At 74.3% G+C, this 16,500-nt stretch carries 20 protein-coding genes; 10 read left to right on the forward strand and 10 right to left on the reverse strand.

The window, feature by feature from the left end; genetic code table 11:
- Positions 1-48: 48 nt before the first annotated feature.
- Together VKA29_RS13925 and VKA29_RS13930 are read left to right on the forward strand one after the other, a co-directional pair.
- Complete coding sequence (locus VKA29_RS13925) at positions 49-543, forward strand: PaaI family thioesterase (protein ID WP_324785817.1); 495 nt, start codon at positions 49-51, stop codon at positions 541-543.
- 83 nt (positions 544-626) lie between these two features.
- Positions 627-1,289, forward strand: coding sequence for an NUDIX domain-containing protein (locus VKA29_RS13930; RefSeq protein WP_324785818.1), 663 nt, complete (start codon positions 627-629; stop codon positions 1,287-1,289).
- A 279-nt stretch (positions 1,290-1,568) separates the two neighbouring features.
- On the opposite strand, the gene VKA29_RS13935 is transcribed toward VKA29_RS13930, so the two are convergent.
- The 4 genes from VKA29_RS13935 to VKA29_RS13950 are packed head-to-tail and all read right to left on the reverse strand — an operon-like array spanning position 1,569 to position 5,508.
- Positions 1,569-2,096: an NUDIX hydrolase family protein gene (locus tag VKA29_RS13935; RefSeq protein WP_324786075.1), complete on the reverse strand. Its 528-nt coding sequence runs from the start codon at positions 2,094-2,096 to the stop codon at positions 1,569-1,571.
- A gap of 24 nt (positions 2,097-2,120) precedes the next feature.
- Complete coding sequence (locus VKA29_RS13940; RefSeq protein WP_324785820.1) at positions 2,121-3,248, reverse strand: amidohydrolase family protein; 1,128 nt, start codon at positions 3,246-3,248, stop codon at positions 2,121-2,123.
- A 1-nt stretch (position 3,249) separates the two neighbouring features.
- Positions 3,250-4,653, reverse strand: coding sequence for a glutamine synthetase family protein (locus VKA29_RS13945; RefSeq protein ID WP_324785821.1), 1,404 nt, complete (start codon positions 4,651-4,653; stop codon positions 3,250-3,252).
- A 42-nt stretch (positions 4,654-4,695) separates the two neighbouring features.
- On the reverse strand, positions 4,696-5,508 hold the full coding sequence (locus VKA29_RS13950; protein WP_324785822.1) for an SAM-dependent methyltransferase: 813 nt from the start codon (positions 5,506-5,508) through the stop codon (positions 4,696-4,698).
- Positions 5,509-5,704: 196 nt separating this feature from the next.
- Between VKA29_RS13950 and VKA29_RS13955 the strand changes: the two genes are divergently transcribed.
- The gene (locus VKA29_RS13955) at positions 5,705-7,333 is read left to right on the forward strand and encodes a cytochrome P450 (protein WP_324785823.1); all 1,629 of its coding nucleotides are present in this window, start codon (positions 5,705-5,707) and stop codon (positions 7,331-7,333) included.
- 64 nt (positions 7,334-7,397) lie between these two features.
- On the forward strand, positions 7,398-8,264 hold the full coding sequence (locus VKA29_RS13960; RefSeq protein WP_324785824.1) for a Cof-type HAD-IIB family hydrolase: 867 nt from the start codon (positions 7,398-7,400) through the stop codon (positions 8,262-8,264).
- A gap of 130 nt (positions 8,265-8,394) precedes the next feature.
- Here the strand turns inward: VKA29_RS13960 and VKA29_RS13965 are convergent, their stop codons facing one another.
- The 4 genes from VKA29_RS13965 to VKA29_RS13980 all read right to left on the reverse strand — a co-directional run bounded on the left by VKA29_RS13965 (position 8,395) and on the right by VKA29_RS13980 (position 10,825).
- Positions 8,395-9,057 carry an endonuclease gene (locus VKA29_RS13965; RefSeq protein WP_324785825.1) on the reverse strand — a complete coding sequence of 221 codons (663 nt, stop codon included), beginning with the start codon at positions 9,055-9,057 and terminating at the stop codon, positions 8,395-8,397.
- Positions 9,058-9,187: 130 nt separating this feature from the next.
- Positions 9,188-9,670, reverse strand: coding sequence for a DNA starvation/stationary phase protection protein (locus VKA29_RS13970; RefSeq protein ID WP_324785826.1), 483 nt, complete (start codon positions 9,668-9,670; stop codon positions 9,188-9,190).
- Positions 9,667-9,939 carry a WhiB family transcriptional regulator gene (locus tag VKA29_RS13975; protein ID WP_324786076.1) on the reverse strand — a complete coding sequence of 91 codons (273 nt, stop codon included), beginning with the start codon at positions 9,937-9,939 and terminating at the stop codon, positions 9,667-9,669. The genes VKA29_RS13970 and VKA29_RS13975 overlap by 4 nt, the downstream gene beginning before the upstream one ends.
- Positions 9,940-10,015: 76 nt before the next feature.
- The gene (locus tag VKA29_RS13980; RefSeq protein WP_324785827.1) at positions 10,016-10,825 is read right to left on the reverse strand and encodes a lysophospholipase; all 810 of its coding nucleotides are present in this window, start codon (positions 10,823-10,825) and stop codon (positions 10,016-10,018) included.
- A 136-nt stretch (positions 10,826-10,961) separates the two neighbouring features.
- Between VKA29_RS13980 and VKA29_RS13985 the strand changes: the two genes are divergently transcribed.
- Complete coding sequence (locus tag VKA29_RS13985; RefSeq protein WP_324785829.1) at positions 10,962-12,149, forward strand: thiolase family protein; 1,188 nt, start codon at positions 10,962-10,964, stop codon at positions 12,147-12,149.
- Between the two features lie 191 nt (positions 12,150-12,340).
- The gene (locus tag VKA29_RS13990; protein ID WP_324785830.1) at positions 12,341-13,114 is read left to right on the forward strand and encodes a sulfite exporter TauE/SafE family protein; all 774 of its coding nucleotides are present in this window, start codon (positions 12,341-12,343) and stop codon (positions 13,112-13,114) included.
- Here the strand turns inward: VKA29_RS13990 and VKA29_RS13995 are convergent.
- Positions 13,100-13,945, reverse strand: a complete 846-nt coding sequence (locus VKA29_RS13995) for an HAD-IIA family hydrolase (RefSeq protein ID WP_324785831.1) — start codon at positions 13,943-13,945, stop codon at positions 13,100-13,102. The two genes, VKA29_RS13990 and VKA29_RS13995, sit on opposite strands and share 15 nt — an antisense overlap.
- A gap of 137 nt (positions 13,946-14,082) precedes the next feature.
- On the opposite strand from VKA29_RS13995, the gene rpmG reads away from it, so the two are divergent.
- The 4 genes from rpmG (at position 14,083) to VKA29_RS14015 (ending at position 15,658) form a co-directional block, all read left to right on the forward strand.
- Positions 14,083-14,247, forward strand: coding sequence for a 50S ribosomal protein L33 (rpmG, locus tag VKA29_RS14000; protein WP_324785832.1), 165 nt, complete (start codon positions 14,083-14,085; stop codon positions 14,245-14,247).
- 44 nt (positions 14,248-14,291) lie between these two features.
- A complete protein-coding gene (locus VKA29_RS14005; protein ID WP_324785835.1) occupies positions 14,292-14,561 on the forward strand; it encodes a type B 50S ribosomal protein L31 in 270 nt (89 codons plus the stop codon).
- Between the two features lie 111 nt (positions 14,562-14,672).
- Entirely contained in the window at positions 14,673-14,795 is a 123-nt protein-coding gene (locus VKA29_RS14010) for a ribosomal protein bL36 (protein ID WP_324785836.1), read from the forward strand.
- A gap of 116 nt (positions 14,796-14,911) precedes the next feature.
- A complete protein-coding gene (locus VKA29_RS14015; RefSeq protein WP_324785837.1) occupies positions 14,912-15,658 on the forward strand; it encodes a cobalt-precorrin-6A reductase in 747 nt (248 codons plus the stop codon).
- Between the two features lie 21 nt (positions 15,659-15,679).
- Here VKA29_RS14015 and cobF read toward each other — a convergent pair whose 3' ends face one another.
- Positions 15,680-16,450 (reverse strand): precorrin-6A synthase (deacetylating), encoded by a 771-nt coding sequence (gene cobF / locus VKA29_RS14020; RefSeq protein WP_324785838.1) that lies wholly within the window; start codon positions 16,448-16,450, stop codon positions 15,680-15,682.
- Positions 16,451-16,500 lie beyond the last annotated feature (50 nt).

Here is a 16,500-nt window from a genome sequence, read left to right on the forward strand (position 1 = left end):
CTTCATCGAACGAAGTCAGGTGAAAGACGGAAGAGAGGGAGCGGAGCCATGGAACGGTCTCGTACGTACGACTGGCAGGACCCGGCGGTCACGGCGGCCGCCGTGGGCCGGGCCTCGGGCCTGGAGTTCCTGCGGGACATCCTCGCCGGGCGGCTGCCCGCGCCGCCGGTCGCCGCCACCCTGGGCATGGACCTGGAGGAGGTCGACCACGGGCACGCGGTGTTCTCCCTGGTTCCGGGCGAGGAGCACTACAACCCCATCGGCAGCGTGCACGGCGGGATGTACGCGACCATGCTCGACTCGGCGGCCGGCTGCGCCGTCCAGTCCACCCTCCCCCCGGGCACCGGCTACACCTCGGTCGACATCGCCGTGAAGTTCCTCCGCCCGGTCACCGTCGACACCGGCAAGATCCGCGCCGTCGGCAGCGTCCTCAGCGGCGGCCGGCGCACGGCGCTCGCCGAGGCGCGCCTGCTCGACGGATCGGACCGTCTGCTCGCGCACGCCACCAGCACCTGCATGATCTTCCCGCTGCCCACGCCCTGACGTCCGACCGGCCCGCCGGGCCGGTCGTGATAGAAGCGGACCATGAGCAACTCCCGCCCCGCATCCCGTGCGACCGGTGTCCGATGACCGCCGGCATCGACACCCCCGACCGCCGCGGCCGCACCGGCCTCGACCGGACCGGCCTCGACCTGACCCGCAACCCGCGCGTGAAGGTGCGGGACGTGAAACTGCTGTCCAGCCACTGGTACGTGGAACGCACCACCACCTTCGACCTCCGGCGCGCCGACGGCACCTGGACCACCCAGGAACGCGAGACCCACGACCGCGGCAACGGCGCCACCATGCTGCTGTACGACGCCGAGCGCGAAACCGTGCTGCTCACCCGGCAGTTCCGGTTCCCGGTGTACGTCAACGGACATCCCGACGGCATGCTGATCGAGACCCCGGGCGGTCTCCTCGACGACGAGGACGAACACCCCGAACTCGCCGTCCGCCGCGAGGTGGTGGAGGAGACCGGGCACACCATCGGCGAGGTCCGGCACGTCTTCGACGTCTACATGAGCCCCGGCTCGGTCACCGAGCGCGTCAGCTTCTACGCCGCCGCCTACGGCCCCGCCACCCGCACCCACGAGGGCGGCGGCCTCGACGAGGAGGGCGAGGACATCGAGATCGTCGAACTGCCCTTCCGCCGGGCCCTGGAGATGATCCGCACCGGCGGGATCAACGACGCCAAGACCATCATGCTGCTCCAGTGGGCCGCACTGGACGGCCCGTTCAGCAGGTAACCGAAACCCGGGACGGCCCGGGGAACCGGGGCGGCCCCCGACCAGGTCGTGCCGGCCCGGCGGCCGGGCGGCGGCCTGCCGGTCGTCCAGCCGGTCGGCGCGTCCCGCGTGGCCCGGATCGAGCGGAGCCCGGCCGCCGTCGACCTGGAACTGACCACGGACCGGCGGGCCGGGCTCGACGCGGCCCGCCGACCGCGCCGACGGGGCGCTGCCACCGGCCGTGCGGGCCGACACCGGACTCCTCGCCCGGCTGCCCGAGACCGAGTCACGGAGGCCGGGTCAGAGCGCGCAGCCCACGTGGGCCAGAGCCTGCTTCAGCAGCATCCCGTGGCCGCCCGGCATCTCGCTCTGCACCGCCGGAGACAGGGCCTCCTGCGGGCTGAACCAGACCAGGTCCAGAGCGTCCTGGCGCGGGCGGCAGTCGCCGGTGACCGGGACGACGTAGGCCAGCGACACCGCGTGCTGGCGCGGGTCGTGGTAAGGCGTGACACCCTGCGTCGGGAAGTACTCCGCGACCGTGAAGGGCTGCAGCGAGGCCGGGACGCGGGGCAGCGCCACCGGACCGAGGTCCTTCTCCAGATGGCGCAGCAGAGCGTCCCGGACGCGTTCGTGGTGCAGTACCCGGCCGGAGACCAGGGTCCGGCTGACCGTGCCGTCCGGTCCGATGCGCAGCAGGAGGCCGACGCTGGTGACTTCGCCGCTGTCGTCGACGCGTACGGGCACGGCCTCGACGTACAGGATCGGCATGCGGGCGCGCGCCATCTCGAGGTCGTCGGAGCTCAGCCAGCCCGGCGTGGTGTCGGTCATATCAGACATTGCTTGATCATACTTTCAGGACGGGTCGGACAGACGGTAGATCCGGCGGGCATTGTCCGCGGCCGCCCACCGGGCGATCCGCAGCGCGTCGGGCAGGCTCAGCTCGTCGGCGTCCACCCGGTCCTGCAGCAGATCCGCGAGCCCCCGGCGGAAGGCCAGCGCGCCCAGCCAGTAGAACTCGGCCAGACCGCAGGCGTCGGAGCTGTACAGCAGCTTGCGGAACGGGGTGATCTCCAGGGCCTCCTCCAGGACCGCCCGGGCCCGGGCGGGGCCGACGTGGTGCAGGGTGAGGCCGACGTCCAGGTACACCTGCTCGAACACCGCCGAGAGGTAGCCGGCCTGGCGCTGGTAGGGCCAGCAGTGCAGCAGCAGCACCGGGACCGTGCCGGCGGTCAGGTGCAGCCAGTCGGTGAGGTGGGTGGGGTCGGCCCGGTGCATGCGGAGGTCGTTGTCGCCGAAGCCGGTGTGCAGTTGCAGGGGCAGTCCGAGGTCGACCGCGGTCCACAGCAGGTGCCGGGTCAGGACGGGATCGGCCAGCCGGCCGCCGCGCGCCAGCCATCGTCCCGCCGCCCGCGCGACCTCCGCGTCCGCCGGGCGGGCCGGGTCCAGGTCGAACCCGGTGCGGTAGGCGGCCACGGATTTCACCGCGACCACGCCCGGCCGCCGCACCGCCTCCCACGCGGCCGCGACGAACGCGGCGCCGTACGCGCCGGCCTCGACACCCCGCGCCGCCACCGCCTCGGCCACGTTCTCCAGCCGCACCACCTCGTACGCCCTCCCGCCGCAGGCCGCCGCGAGCTGCGCGGGCGTGGTCAGGCGGTCCGCGGCGAACCCGGTGTCCACGCAGAACACGTCCGTCCCCGCGGCGGTCAGGAAACGGCGGTCGACCTCGCTCGCGCCCAGTTCGGCGCGCCGGGCCAGGTACGCGTCGGCCGGGGCGTGCGGCGGCAGGTCCAGCAGGGGAGCGCAGTGGCGGCGGACGGCCACCCCCACGGGGCTGTCGAACGGGGAGACGCCGGGCCACGCCCCGCCCTCGGTGAGCAGCGGCTCGAACTCCTCGCGGGGCAGCTCGGCGGCGACCACGCCGTGGCAGTGGTGATCCGTCAACGGCCACCCGTCCAGCGCCTCCCGTACCGCGCCCACGTCAGTACTTCCAGCGGTAGGCCGCCGCCACCCCGTCGTCGTCCAGCCCGTCGGCCGCCGCGATCTCGCCCTCCCGCACGGCGATCACGGCATCGGCCAGGACCGGGCCCAGGGCGGCGCGCACCACCTCGTCCTCGCGGAACTCCGCGACCGACTCGGCGAGCGAGGCGGGCAGTCGGCGCACACCCCGGGCCGCCGCCTCCGCGGCGGCCAGCCGGACCGGATCGCCGGTGACCTCGTCGGGCAGGGCGGCGGACGAGGTCAGGCCGTCCAGGCCGGCCGCGATCACGCAGGCCAGCGCGAGGTAGGGGTTGGCGGCCAGGTCGACCGGCTTCACCTCCAGGTTCGCCGCCCGCTCGCGCTGCCCCGTCGTACCGGTGACGATCCGCACCGCCGCCTCGCGGGTCTCGCGGCCCCAGACGGTGAACACCCCGGCCCACTGCGAGGGCCTGAGCCGCAGATAGCTGGCGGGGCTGGGCGCGGTCACGGCCAGCAGGGCCGGCAGCCGGGCCAGCACCCCGGCCGTGAAGGACTCGGCCTCGGCCGTCATGCCGTAGCGGCGCCCGCCCCCGCTGTGCAGGTTGACGCCGTCGCGCCAGGCGGAGAGGTGGAGGTGGCCGCCGTTGCCGACGCCCTGCCCGAGGACGGCCGGGGAGAAGGAGACGGCGAGACCGTGCCGGATGGCCACCGCCCGGATCGTCTGCCGCACCAGCACGCTGCGGTCGGCCGCCGCGACCGGATCCAGCGCGCCCACCGAGACCTCGAACTGTCCGGGCGCGTACTCGGGGTGCAACTGCTCCACGTCCACGCCCTGCGCCGCGAGCGCCGCCAGCAGGTCGGCCGCGTAGTCGCTCGACTCGACCTGGCGCACGGCGCCGTACGCCGGACCCGTGACCGCCGGCACGAACGCGCCGCCGGGCCGGTCTCCCCGTCCGACCGCCCACTCGATCTCGATCGCGGCCCGGAAGGTGACGCCGTGCCGCTCGGCGGCGTCGGCGACGATCCGGCGCAGCACCGTGCGGCCGCATCCGGGATGCGGCTCGCCCTCCTGGGTGATCCGGTCGACCGGCGCCCACGCCCAGCCGGGCTGCCCCGCCAGGACGGCGAGCCGGTCGAGGTCCGGATACAGCCGCAGATCCCCGTCCGGGGAGCCGAGGACGTCGGTGGTGACGATGGAGTCGTCCGCCAGGAAGGTGTCGAACACCGGGGACATGCCGACGCCCCAGGCCGCGGCGGCGGCCAGCTTCGCCGTGGGGACCGTCTTCACCCGGCCGATCCCGGCGGTGTCGACGTAGGACAGCACCACACCGTGCACTCCCCGGCCGGTCAGCTCGGCGCTCAGGGCGGTGGCCCGCTCGACGTCACCGGGTCGCCCTCCGGGGACGGGATCGGCAAGAGTGGTCAAAAGCGTCCTCCTCGACGGGCTCGGCCGGACCGGCGTCGGGCGTCAGGGTTTCACGGCCACCGCTCCGTACTGCGGTACCACCACGGGAGAGTCGGACTCGGCGCGCCAGCGCGAGCACGACACCAGCCCCGGTTCGAGCAGCCGCAGTCCCTCGAAGAACGCGGCGATGTCCGCGCCGCTGCGGGCGGTGATCGGGGGAGTGGCGTTCTCGTTCCAGAACTTCATGGCCGCGACCTGGCCCTCGCCGCCGACCTCGGGATCGGAGGTGGGGTGGGTGAGGACCAGGAAGCTTCCGGAGGGGACGGCGGCCATGATCCGCCGCACGATGTCCCGCGCCGCGCCGTCGTCGAGCACGAAGTTGAGGATGCCGAGCATCATGACCGCGACGGGACGGGTGAAGTCCAGGGTGGCCGCGGCGTGTTCGAGGATGGCGTCCGGTTCGCGCACGTCGGCGTCGATGTAGTCGGTGCCGCCCTCCCGGCTGCCGGTGAGCAGGGTGCGGGCGTGGGCGAGCACGATGGGGTCGTTGTCGACGTAGACGATCCGTGACTCCGGCGCGATCCGCTGGGCGATCTCGTGGGTGTTGTCGGCCGTCGGCAGCCCGGTGCCGATGTCCAGGAACTGCCGCACCCCGCTCTCCCCGGCGAGGAACCGCACGGCCCGGCCCAGGAACCAGCGGTCCGCGCGGGCGATGTCCCGGATGACCGGGATCATCCCGGCGACCTGCTCGCCGACCTGACGGTCGACCTCGTAGTTGTCCTTGCCGCCGATCCAGTAGTTCCACACCCGCGCGTTGTGCGCGACGCCGGTGTTCAGCCGGGCCGACCTGCCCGACGGGGTGTGGCTGTCCGTCACGTTCTCGCTCCTTCTCGCGCCGCTGTGGCCGTCGGCGTCATTGTGCCGTGGCGATGATCAGCCTGTCCCGGGATTCGCCACGGTCACCCGCCCGCACTCCTTGCTACCGGTGAGTACCCCACGGTCCGGGCCGCCCTGACGCTGGGATAGGGTCCCCCCGATTCGCGGTCGGTGTCGAAGGGGGCGGCGGACGGACATGGACATCCACCTGGTCGAAGACGGGGACGGAGCGACCGCGCGGCCGGACGCCACGCCGTTGGAGGACCTGGCCCCGCAGCCCCTGCTGACCCGGGACTACGAGAGGCGGCCCGACCTCGTCCACGAGCGGCTGCGGCAGCGCCACGGCCCGGTCGCCCCGGTCGACCTGCTGGGCGTGCCCGCCTGGCTCGTGCTGGGCTACCGAGAGTCGCTCCAGGTGCTCCAGGACGACGCCGCCTGGCCCAAGGGCCTGGAGAACTGGCGGGCCCGCACCGAGGGCCGGGTGCCCGCCGACTGGCCGCTCGCCCCCTCCCTGGAGGTCAACCACGTACTGATCCAGGGCGGCAGCGGCCACCGCGCGCTGCGCACCGCCTGGGACGCCGCCCTGCGCCCCTTCCAGGATCCGCGCCGGCCCCAGGCCAAGCGGCTGAAGGCGGCCGTCACCGGCTACGCCGACGAGCTGATCAGCCTGCTCGCGCGGGGCGGCGGCACGGGCATGGCCGACCTGTCCGCCCAGTTCTCGCGCCCGCTGCCGCTGATGGCGGCGAGCCACCTGCTCGGCTTCCCCGGGTCGCAGGGCGACGACGCCCTGATGGACATGTGGCGGGTGCTGGACGCCGGCCCGGACGCCGGACCCGCCCTCGACCGGCTGCTGGTGACGCTCACGGAACTGGCCGCCGCCAAGGCCGCCGAGCCGGGCGACGACTTCCCCTCCCACCTCCTCGCCGCCCACCCGGACCTCACCGTCGAGGAACTGGCCCGCGAGCTGTTCTTGCTGCTCGGCATGACCTCCGACCACGTCGGCATCCTGATCTCCAACACCGTCGTCGAGGTGATCTCCGGCGAGAGCGACGGCGGCGTGCGCTCCACGCTGTCCGTCGGGATGGTGCGGGAGACCATGAACCGCGTGGTCATGCGCAAGCCGCCGCTGGTCAACTTCGTGCCGCGGTTCGCCGCCGAGGACGCCCGGCTCGGCGACTACACCGTCCGCGCGGGCGACCCCGTCTGGGTCTCCGCCGCCGCCGCGCACGCCGACCCCCTCTTCGCCGCGCGGATGACGCCGGGCGCCGGCATCAGCAGCCGGGCCCACCTGTCCTGGGGCGCGGGCCCGCGCCAGTGCCCCGCCCGCGAGCTGGCGTCGGCCATCGCGTCGGTCGGCGTGAGCCGCCTGGCCGAACGGTTCGCGTACCTGAAGCTCGCCCTCCCCGCCGACCAACTGCCCTGGCGCTCCTCGCCGTTCATGCGGGGACTGCGCTCGCTGCCGGTGCGCTACGTCCTCGCCGGGCCGGCCGTCTCCCGTGCGCCGGAGCCCGAGGAGGCCGTACCGGCCGGGACCGGGGGCGTCGGTGTCGTACCGGCCGGGATCGAGGGCGTCGGTGTCGTACCGGCCGGGACCGGGGGCGCCGGTGTCGTACCGGCCGGGATCGAGGGCGCCGGTGTCGTACCGGCCGGGACCGAGGAGACCGGGTCGGGCGTGGCGGAGGAGGCCGCGCCTCACGCGCCTGACGTGTCTGACGCGCCAGCGGAGCCCGCGGCGCCCTCCGGGCCCGCGGCGGGCGGCCCGGCGGCCCGGCGGCGGTCGTCGCTGTGGCGGTACCTGGCCGGACTGATCCGCTCGGGCGGCTGACCTGGGCCCCGGAGCCCTCGCATAGGGTGAGGAGACCGATGCCGTCCCCTACCGGAAGCAGGTCATGTCCTCCGTCCCCGCGCCCCTCCTCGGCACCCCCGGCCCGTGCGTCGGCGCCACCGGCATCCGGCTGATCGTCACCGACATGGACGGCACGCTCCTGGACGACGCCAAGCGGATCCCGCCCGGGCTGTGGGACACCCTGGCCGAACTGCGCCGGCGCGGCGTGCTGTTCAGTCCGGCGAGCGGCCGCCAGTACGCCACCCTGGCGCGGGACTTCGCCGGCGTCGCCGAGGGCATGGTGTTCATCGCGGAGAACGGCGCGCACGTCGTGCGCGACGGCGTGGAACTGAGCTCCGACCCGCTGGAGCCCGGCGTCGCCGCCCGCGTCGTGCACGCCGTACGGCGACTGGCGGCGCGGGGCGTGGACGTGGGCGCCGTCGTCTGCGGGAAGCGGTCCGCCTACGTCGAGCGCGCCGACGAGGCGTTCCTGGCCGAGGTGCGCAAGTACTACGTCGAGCACCGCGTCGTCGAGGACGCCGCACAGGTCGACGACGACGTCGTCAAGGTGGCCCTCTTCGACTTCGGCGCCGCCGCCCGGACCACCGCCCCGGCGCTGGCGGACCTCGCCGCGACCCACCGGGTCGTCGTCTCCGGCGAGCACTGGGTCGACGTGATGAACCGCACCGCCGACAAGGGCGCCGCGGTGCTGCGGCTCCAGCGGGAGCTGGACATCACACCGGCGCAGACCATGGTGTTCGGCGACTACCTCAACGACCTGGGGATGCTGGACGCCGCCGAGTGGTCCTTCGCGGTGGCGGGTGCCCACCCGGACGTCGTCGCCCGGGCCCGCCACCTGGCCCCCTCCAACAACGACAACGGCGTCCTGCGCACCATCTCGCGAGTCCTGGACCTGCCCGTACGACTCTGAGCCCGCGGAGCCCGCGGAGCCCGAGGCGGCACCGGACTCGCCGGCGCCGCCGGCGCCGCGGGCGGTGAGGCCGTCAGGCGGCGAGCGGCGTCTCGGCGTGCCGGGGCGTCTCACGCTGCCTGCCGACGTCTCACACGGCGCGGCGGAGACTGTCCTCGGCCACTTCCTTGTCCCGCGCCGCCCGCACCAGTCCGGCCGCCAGCACGGCCGGCCGGACGTCACCGGCCAGCTCCACCAGCCGGTCGGGGTCGGCCGGCAGCCCGAGCCGCTCTGCCCCGGCCAGCGCCTTGCGGTCCAGGTACGGCGCGGTCTCCGGCCACACGTCCTGCACCTCGCGCAGGAAGATGTCCGCGCCGGTGGGCCCCATGCCGGGGACCTCCTGGAGCAGGCGGCGCAGTCCGGCGGCCTCGCCGTGCGCCTCCGCACGCATCCGGCGCAGATCGCCGCCCCACCGCTCGATCAACAGCTCCGCCCCGTCGCCGAGCTGGGTGGCCGTCCGCTCGTCGTAGCGCCGGTAGCCGCCCCGGCCCAGCGCGTCGACCCGCTCCTGCCAGTCGGCCGCCGCCATCCGGCGCGGATCGCGCAGCCCGGCCCGGTGCAGCTCACGGGCGGTCGCGACGGCGACGGAGGCGCGGATGCGCGCGCTGAGCAGCACCGCGAGGACCAGCAGCCGGTACAGCGGCTGCGGGGTGTCCCGCAGGGTGATGCCCGCCTCCTCGGCGAGCGTCGTCCCGTGGGCGCGGACGAGCTCCCGTACTACGTCCCGCTGCACTACGTCCCGCTGCCTGCTCATGGCGTCAGCGGGTCCTCGGTGAGGCCGGTGCGCCGCTTCCGGTTCCGGTTCGGTGTCCTCCGCGGCATCGCGGGCCGCGGCGCGTCGAGTTCGAGGGTGTAGGTCGGCACGGGCCCCTCCCGTGGGTCGTTCAGTCGCCGCGCGGCACGTTCTCCGCGGCGAACATCCAGCGCTGCTTCTCCAGGTCGGCGGTGACGGTGATCAGCAGGTCCTGGGTGACCAGGTCGGCCTTCTCGGTGGCGTCGATGCGCTCGCGCAGCCGCCCGATCGCGGCCTCCAGCGAGTCCACCATCAGCTGGACGACGTCGGAGTCCCGCAGCCAGCCCCGCGCCGGCACGGGAAGGCCGAAGTCCTTGGCGACGGTCTCCGGCCGGCCGTCCGGCGGATCGCCGAGCGCCGCGGCCCGCTCCGCCACCGTGTCGGCGTGGGTGCGCGCCGTGGCGACGATCTCGTCGAGCTGGAGGTGGATCGAGCGGAACCTCGGTCCCACGATGTTCCAGTGCGCCTGCTTGCCGGTCAGCGACAGCCCGAGCAGGTCCACGAGCGTGTCCTGGAGGGCGGTGCGGACCACCTGCCGGGCCTCTTCGGGCAGTGTGCTCTTCACGACGGTCATAGCGGGGTCCTCCTCCTCGCGTCGTCGGGGGACGTGTGCCCCCCGGAGGCGCGGAGCATCGTCACGCGCTCCTCCTCGCACGTTCCGCCCCACACGCCCGACGCCCGGCCGCCGCCCAGGGCGAAGGCCAGACACTCGGGGACCACCGGGCAGCGGGCGCAGACGCGTTTCGCGGCCGCGGCGTCCGTCCGGGCCGGTCCCGTCGTGCTCACCGGGAAGAACAACTCGGGGTCCTCGCCCACGCAGGCGGCGCTCCGCAACCACTCCATGCGGGCGCGGGTGCCCTGGGCGAAGTGGTGCAAACGCGGGTCCGTGGGCCGCGTGCTGCCCGCCCGCCGCCCGCCTTCAGCCCGCGAGGGCGCCGTCCAGGAACCGGGTGAGTTCCGCGAAGACCTCCGCCCGGTCCGTCTCGTGGAAGACCTCGTGCCGGGCGCCGGGACGGATCCGCTCGGTGAGACGGCCGCCACTGAGCCGCTCGACACCGATCCGGCTGCCGGTGAGCGGGACGAGCCGGTCGTCGTCGCCGTGCAGCCACAGCAGCGGGAGCGGTCCGACGTCGCCGCCCTCGGCCACGGTCCGCAGGGTACGGGCGAACGCCCGCACCGTCGGCCGCTTCATCGGCCCGTGCCAGACCAGCGGGTCCGCCGTGTAGGCCGCGCCCACCCGCGGATCACGGGAGAGCGCGGCGGGGCTGACGGGCGTGTCCGGGATCTCGTCGAGGGCGAGCAGCCGTCCCGGCAGTTCCCACGCGCCGATCACCGGACCGGACAGCACCAGCGCGGCGAGCTCGTCGCCGTACCGCTGGGCGTAACGGGCCGCGATCAGCCCGCCCATGGAATGCCCGAGGAGGACCACCGGCACGTCCGGGCAGTCGGCCCGCGCCAGTTCCGCCACCGTGCGCAGGTCGGCGACCACGTCCTCGAAGTCGTCGATCAGCACGCGCTCGCCCGCCGATCTGCCGTGGCCCATGTGGTCGGGCGCGAACACCGCCGCCCCGTGCCCGGCCAGGACGTCGGCCAGTTCTCCGTACCGGCCGGCGTGTTCCCCGTAGCCGTGCGCCACCAGCGCCACGTACCGGGGCCGTCCGCACGGCCACACGTGTACGGCGAGCGAGCCGCGGCGTCCCGGCAGGACGCGGACGCGGGAGTCGGCCATGTCTCCTCGTCTCCTCAGGCTGTGTCCGCCAGTGCCCTGCCGGGAATCTTCCCAGCGGGCGAGGCGGCGTTCTATAGTCCGAAACTAGCATCGCTAATTAATTGTCGCCGTGTGCCGTCGGTCAGGAGTCCTGTTCGTGCGTCCCGTCCACTTCGCGGCCGCCCGCCGCACCCCCATCGGCAGACTGCGCGGAGCCCTCTCCGGCGTGCGGCCCGACGATCTCGCCGCGGCCGTGATCCGGGGCCTCGTCGCCGACGTGCCCGCCCTCGACCCGGCGCGCGTCGACGACGTCTACTGGGGCGCCGCCAACCAGGCCGGCGAGGACAACCGCAACGTCGCCCGCATGGCCGCCCTCCTCGCGGGCCTGCCCGCGTCCGTCCCCGGCGCCACCGTCAACCGCCTGTGCGCCTCCGGCCTGGAGGCGGTCACCGCCGCCGCCCGCACCATCGCCGCGGGCGAGGCCGACATCGTGCTCGCGGGCGGCTCCGAGTCGATGAGCCGCGCCCCCTTCGTACTGCCCCGCCCGGACGAGGCCCTCCCGCACCGCATGGAGACCGCCGACACCCGCCTCGGCTGGCGTCTGGTCAACCCCGCGATGCGGGAGCTGCACGGTCTGCTGTCGATGGGCGAGACCGCAGAGGAGGTCGCCGAGCGGTACGGCGTGTCCCGCGAGCGGCAGGACGGCTTCGCCCTGCGCAGCCACCGGCTGGCCGCCGCGGCGCGCGCGGACGGCCACTTCGACGACGAGCTGCTGCCGGTGCGGCGCCCGGACGGGGATGTCGTCGACGCGGACGAGTGCATCCGCGAGGACACCTCCCCCGAGAAGCTGGCCCGGCTCAAGCCCGTCTTCCGCCCGGACGGCACGGTCACCGCGGGCAACGCCTCGCCGATGAACGACGGCGCGGCCGGTCTGCTGCTGGTCAGCGAGGAGGCCCTGAACGAGCTGGGCCTGGAGTCGCTGGGCCGGTACGTCGCCGGCGCCTCGGCCGGCGTCCACCCCGACGTGATGGGCATCGGGCCGGTACCCGCCACGCGCCGGGCGCTGGCCCGCGTCGGCTGGGGGATCGGCGACATCCAGGAGGCCGAGTTCAACGAGGCCTTCGCCGCCCAGGCCCTCGCCTGCGTCGACCAGCTCGGCATCGACCCGGACCTCGTCAACCCGAGCGGCGGCGCGATCGCCCTCGGCCACCCGCTCGGCTGCTCCGGCGCCCGCATCCTGACGACCCTGTTGCACCGCATGCGGCGCACGCGGGCGCGGCGCGGGCTGGCGACCATGTGCGTGGGCGTGGGCCAGGGCAGCGCGGTGCTCGTCGAGCGGCACTGAGCGGCAGCGAGCGGCACCGAGCAGCACCGAGAGGCAGCGCGCGGGGCGGCGCGGGGCGGTGCGGGGCGGCACTGAGCGGCACCGAGCGGGGCGGCGCGGGCGGTGCGGGGCGGCTGTGGCGTGGCTTCGGGGCCCGACTGGCGAGACGGTCCTGACCACGTCGGACGCCTGCGCATAGCATCGGTGCCCGCATGGACACGATGACGCTGTGGCACATAACCGGCTGGGGATTCGCCGCCCTCGCCTTCGCGGCCCTCCTGGTCGGCTTCTCGAAGACCGCCGTGAGCGGGGCCAACACCGTGAGTCTCGCCGTCTTCGCGGCGGTGCTCCCGGCCCGCGCCTCCACCGGCGTACTCCTGCCGGTGCTGATCGCCGGGGACGTGCTCGCCGTCCTCACCTACCGGCGGCACGCCCACTGGCCCACGCTGTGGCGGCTGTTCCCGGCCGTCGCCGCGGGCGTGGTCGTCGGCACGCTGTTCCTGGTGTGGGCCGACGACGCCGTCGTGCGGACCTCCATCGGCGCGATCCTGCTGCTGATGGCGGCGGTGACGGTGTGGCGGCGGCGCACCGCCGACGTCGGACGGGTGCCCGGACCGGTCACCGGCCGGGCGGGCCGGGTCAAGGCCCGCGCCTACGGCGTCCTCGGCGGCTTCACCACGATGGTCGCCAACGCGGGCGGCCCGGTGATGTCGCTGTACCTGCTGTCCGCGGGCTTCCGCAAGCTCGGCTTCCTGGGCACGTCGGCCTTCTTCTTCCTCATCGTCAACGTCTCCAAGCTGCCCTTCAGCGCCGGTCTCGGCCTGATCGACGGCCGCTCGCTGCTCCTCGACGCCGCGCTGGCGGTGTTCGTGGTACCCGGCGCGCTGCTCGGCAAATGGGCCGTGACGCGGATCAACCAGCGGCTGTTCGAACAGCTCGTCATCGCGGCGACCGTGGTCGGCGGTGTGCAGCTACTGCTGCACTGACCCCCGCAGCAGCGCGGGCAGCTGCGCGAAGGAGTCGATCACGTGGTCGGGAGTGCCGCCGGCCGCCCGGAGCGTGTCCGGCCGGTACTTGCCGGTCCGCACCAGCACCCCGGTGATCCCGGCCGCCTGTGCCGCCAGCACGTCCGACTCGACGTCGTCCCCGATCATCACCGCCTCGTCGGCGCGGGCCCCCAGCCGGGCCAGCGCCGCCTCGAAGAACGCGCGGGACGGCTTGCCGACGACCTCGGCCTCGACGCCGGCCGCCTTCTCCAGCCCCAGCAGGAAGGCGCCGGAGTCGAGCTGCAGCCCCTCGTCGGTGCGCCAGTACAGGTTGCGGTGCACGGCCACCAGCCGCGCCCCGCGCCGGACGTGCCGGAACGCCCGGTTGAGCGCCGCGTAGCCGAACTCGGGACCGGCACCCCCGACGATGACGACGTCCGGTCCGCCGGACGCGCCCTCCGGGTTCTCCGGATCTTCGACGGCCTCCGGGTCTTCGACGGCCTCCTGGTCGAGGAGGATCACGTCCCCGAGGTCCTCCGCGATGTCCCCGCTGTTCAGCAGCAGGCAGCGGGCCCCGGGAGCGTGCTCGGCGAGATGGGCGGCGGTGACCACCGGAGCCGTCAGGATGTCCTGCGCGTCCACCGGGAATCCCGCCTCGCGCAGCGTCCCGGCGATCACGGCCCGCGTCCGGGAGGTCGTGTTCGTGACCAGCGCGACGCCGAAGCCGGCCGCGCGGATCTCCCGCAGCGCCTCCACCGCACCCGGCAGCGGCCGCCAGGAGACGGTGAGGACCCCGTCGATGTCGATCAGGACGGCACGTACTGACTCCATGCCCGGACCATAACCGCGAAGAGCCGCCCGGGGCGGGAATGCGACGGCGGGGGCGTTGTTGGACCGGCTGTGAGTGACATGCCCGGATCAAAAAGATGGATCCCGATCCGCGGCGTGGGTGAAAGGAGATGACCCGCATGGCACGCAGCAAGGCGCGCCCCGTCGTCACGCTGAGGTCGACGGCCGGAACCGGCGTCACCTACGTGACCCGCAAGAACCGGCAGAACCACCCCGACCGGCTGGTCCTGCGCAAGTACGACCCGGTGGCCGCGGCGCACGTCCCGTTCCGGGAGACGCGCTGACGAACCTCCGCCATCCGGCGGACGGCCACGAGGAAGGAAACACCATGAAGCCCCGCATCCATCCCGTCACCCGTCCGGTGGTCTTCCGAGACCGCGCCGCGGACGTGGCCTTCCTGACCCGCTCCACCGCCGACTCGCCCCGGACGATCGAGTGGGAGGACGGCAACACCTACCCGCTCATCGACGTCGAGATCTCGTCGGCGAGCCACCCCTTCTGCACCGGGAAGCAGCGGGTCCTGGACACCGCCGGCCGTGTGGAGCGCTTCGAACGCCGCTACGGCCGCCGCACGGGCGCGGCCACGGCCCGGCACTGACGCCGCCCGGCGCCCGGGAGAGCAGAAGGGAATCCCGGCGAACCGCCAGGAACCCTGGGGAACCTCGGCAGACCTCCGGTGAGCCCCGGAGAACGAGGAGAGAGTCCACCCATGAAGGTGCGCAAGTCCGTGCGCGCGCTGAAGTCCCGCCCCGGCGCCCGGGTGGTCCGCCGGCGGGGCGTCACCTACGTGCTCGACAAGAAGGACCCGCGCTTCAAGGCCCGTCAGGGCTGACGACAGCGCGATCGCGGGCGTCCGTCCGTTCCGGGCGGCCGCCCGCCCGTGTCCGCGGCAGCCTCGGGGCGGTGGCCCTCGCCCCTGTCCGCCCGCGGACCTCGTACGCTCCTGGCATGTCCCCGCACGTCCTGATCCTCGGCGGCACCGCCGAGGCCCGCGAACTGGCCGCCGTCCTCACCGCACGCCCCGGCACGCGCGTCACCACATCCCTCGCCGGGCGCGTGAAACGGCCGGGCACGCTGGCGGGAGAGGTGCGCGTCGGCGGATTCGGCGGCGTGCCGGGCCTGGTCGGCTGGCTGCGCGAAGAGCGCGTGGACGCCCTCGTCGACGCCACCCACCCGTTCGCCGAGTCGATCACCGCGAACGCGGCACGGGCCGCGGCGGAGACCGGCGTGCCGGCCGTGGTGCTGCGCCGCCCCGGCTGGCAGCCCGGCCCCGGCGACCGCTGGTACCCGGTTCCGTCGCTCACCGCGGCGGCCGGCCTGCTGCCCTCGCTCGGCCGCCGGGTGTTCCTCACCACGGGGCGCCTGGGCCTCGCCGCCTTCGCCCACCTGGCGGAACTCCAATTCGTCGTACGCTCGGTGGAACCGCCCGAGCCGCCCGTGCCGCCGCACACCGAGGTGCTGCTCGCCCGCGGGCCGTTCACGGTGGCCGACGAGACCGCGCTGCTGCGGGAGTTCCTGGTCGACGTGGTGGTGACCAAGGACAGCGGGGGAGAGGCGACGGCCGCCAAACTGACGGCCGCGCGCCGACTCGCCCTGCCCGTCGTGGTCGTACAGCGGCCACCGCTGCCGCACGGCGTGACCGCGGTCCCCGACGTGGCCGGGGTGCTCGCCCGCCTCGGCCTCACCGCGCCGTGACCGGCGCCCGCCCGCTGCGCACTACTGACCGCGGTGCCGCCGCAGCAGATACGTGTCCATGATCCAGCCCTTGCGCTCGCGGGCCTCGGCCCGCAGCCGCTCGATCCGGCCGGCGGCCTCCGCGATCGGGCCGGAGACCAGGATCTCGTCCGGCGTGCCTATGTACGCCCCCCAGTAGATGTCGATGTCCTGGTCGGCGTACTGCCGGAACGTCTGGTGGGCGTCCAGCATCACGACCACGTCGTCCACGTCCTCCGGGAACCCCTCCGCGAGCCGCCGGCCGGTGGTGATCTGGACCGGACGGGCGACCCGGTTCAGGCCGACGCGGTGCCGGGCGACGAGCGCCGAGACGCTGCTGATGCCCGGCACGACGTCGTACTCGAAGGCGACCACGCCCCGCGCCAGCACCTCCTCCAGGATCCCGAGCGTGCTGTCGTACAGCGCGGGGTCCCCCCACACCAGGAACGCCCCGCTCTGGTCCTCGCCCAGCTCCTCGGCGATCAGCCGCTCGTAGATGCCGGCGCGGGCGCTGCGCCAGTCCCCGACGGCGGGGGAGTAGGCGGCCCCGCCCGCGCTGCGGTCCCGCTCCGGGTCCCGCGCCTCGACCACCCGGTACGACCCCTGCGGCAGGTGCGCGTCCAGCATGTCCCGGCGCAGCCGGGTGAGGTCGTTCTTCACCTCGCCCTTGTCCAGGACGAAGAAGACGTCCGTGCCGCGCAGCACCTTGACCGCCTGCAGGGTCAGCTGGTCGGGGTCGCCCGCGCCGATACCGATGACATGAATCTTTCGCACGCCCCGAGTCTGCCGCACGCCACCGACAACGCCCGCACCGCGTCCACCCC

It is taken from the genome of Streptomyces sp. H51 (genome assembly GCF_035656535.1).
Lineage (GTDB): Bacteria > Actinomycetota > Actinomycetes > Streptomycetales > Streptomycetaceae > Streptomyces.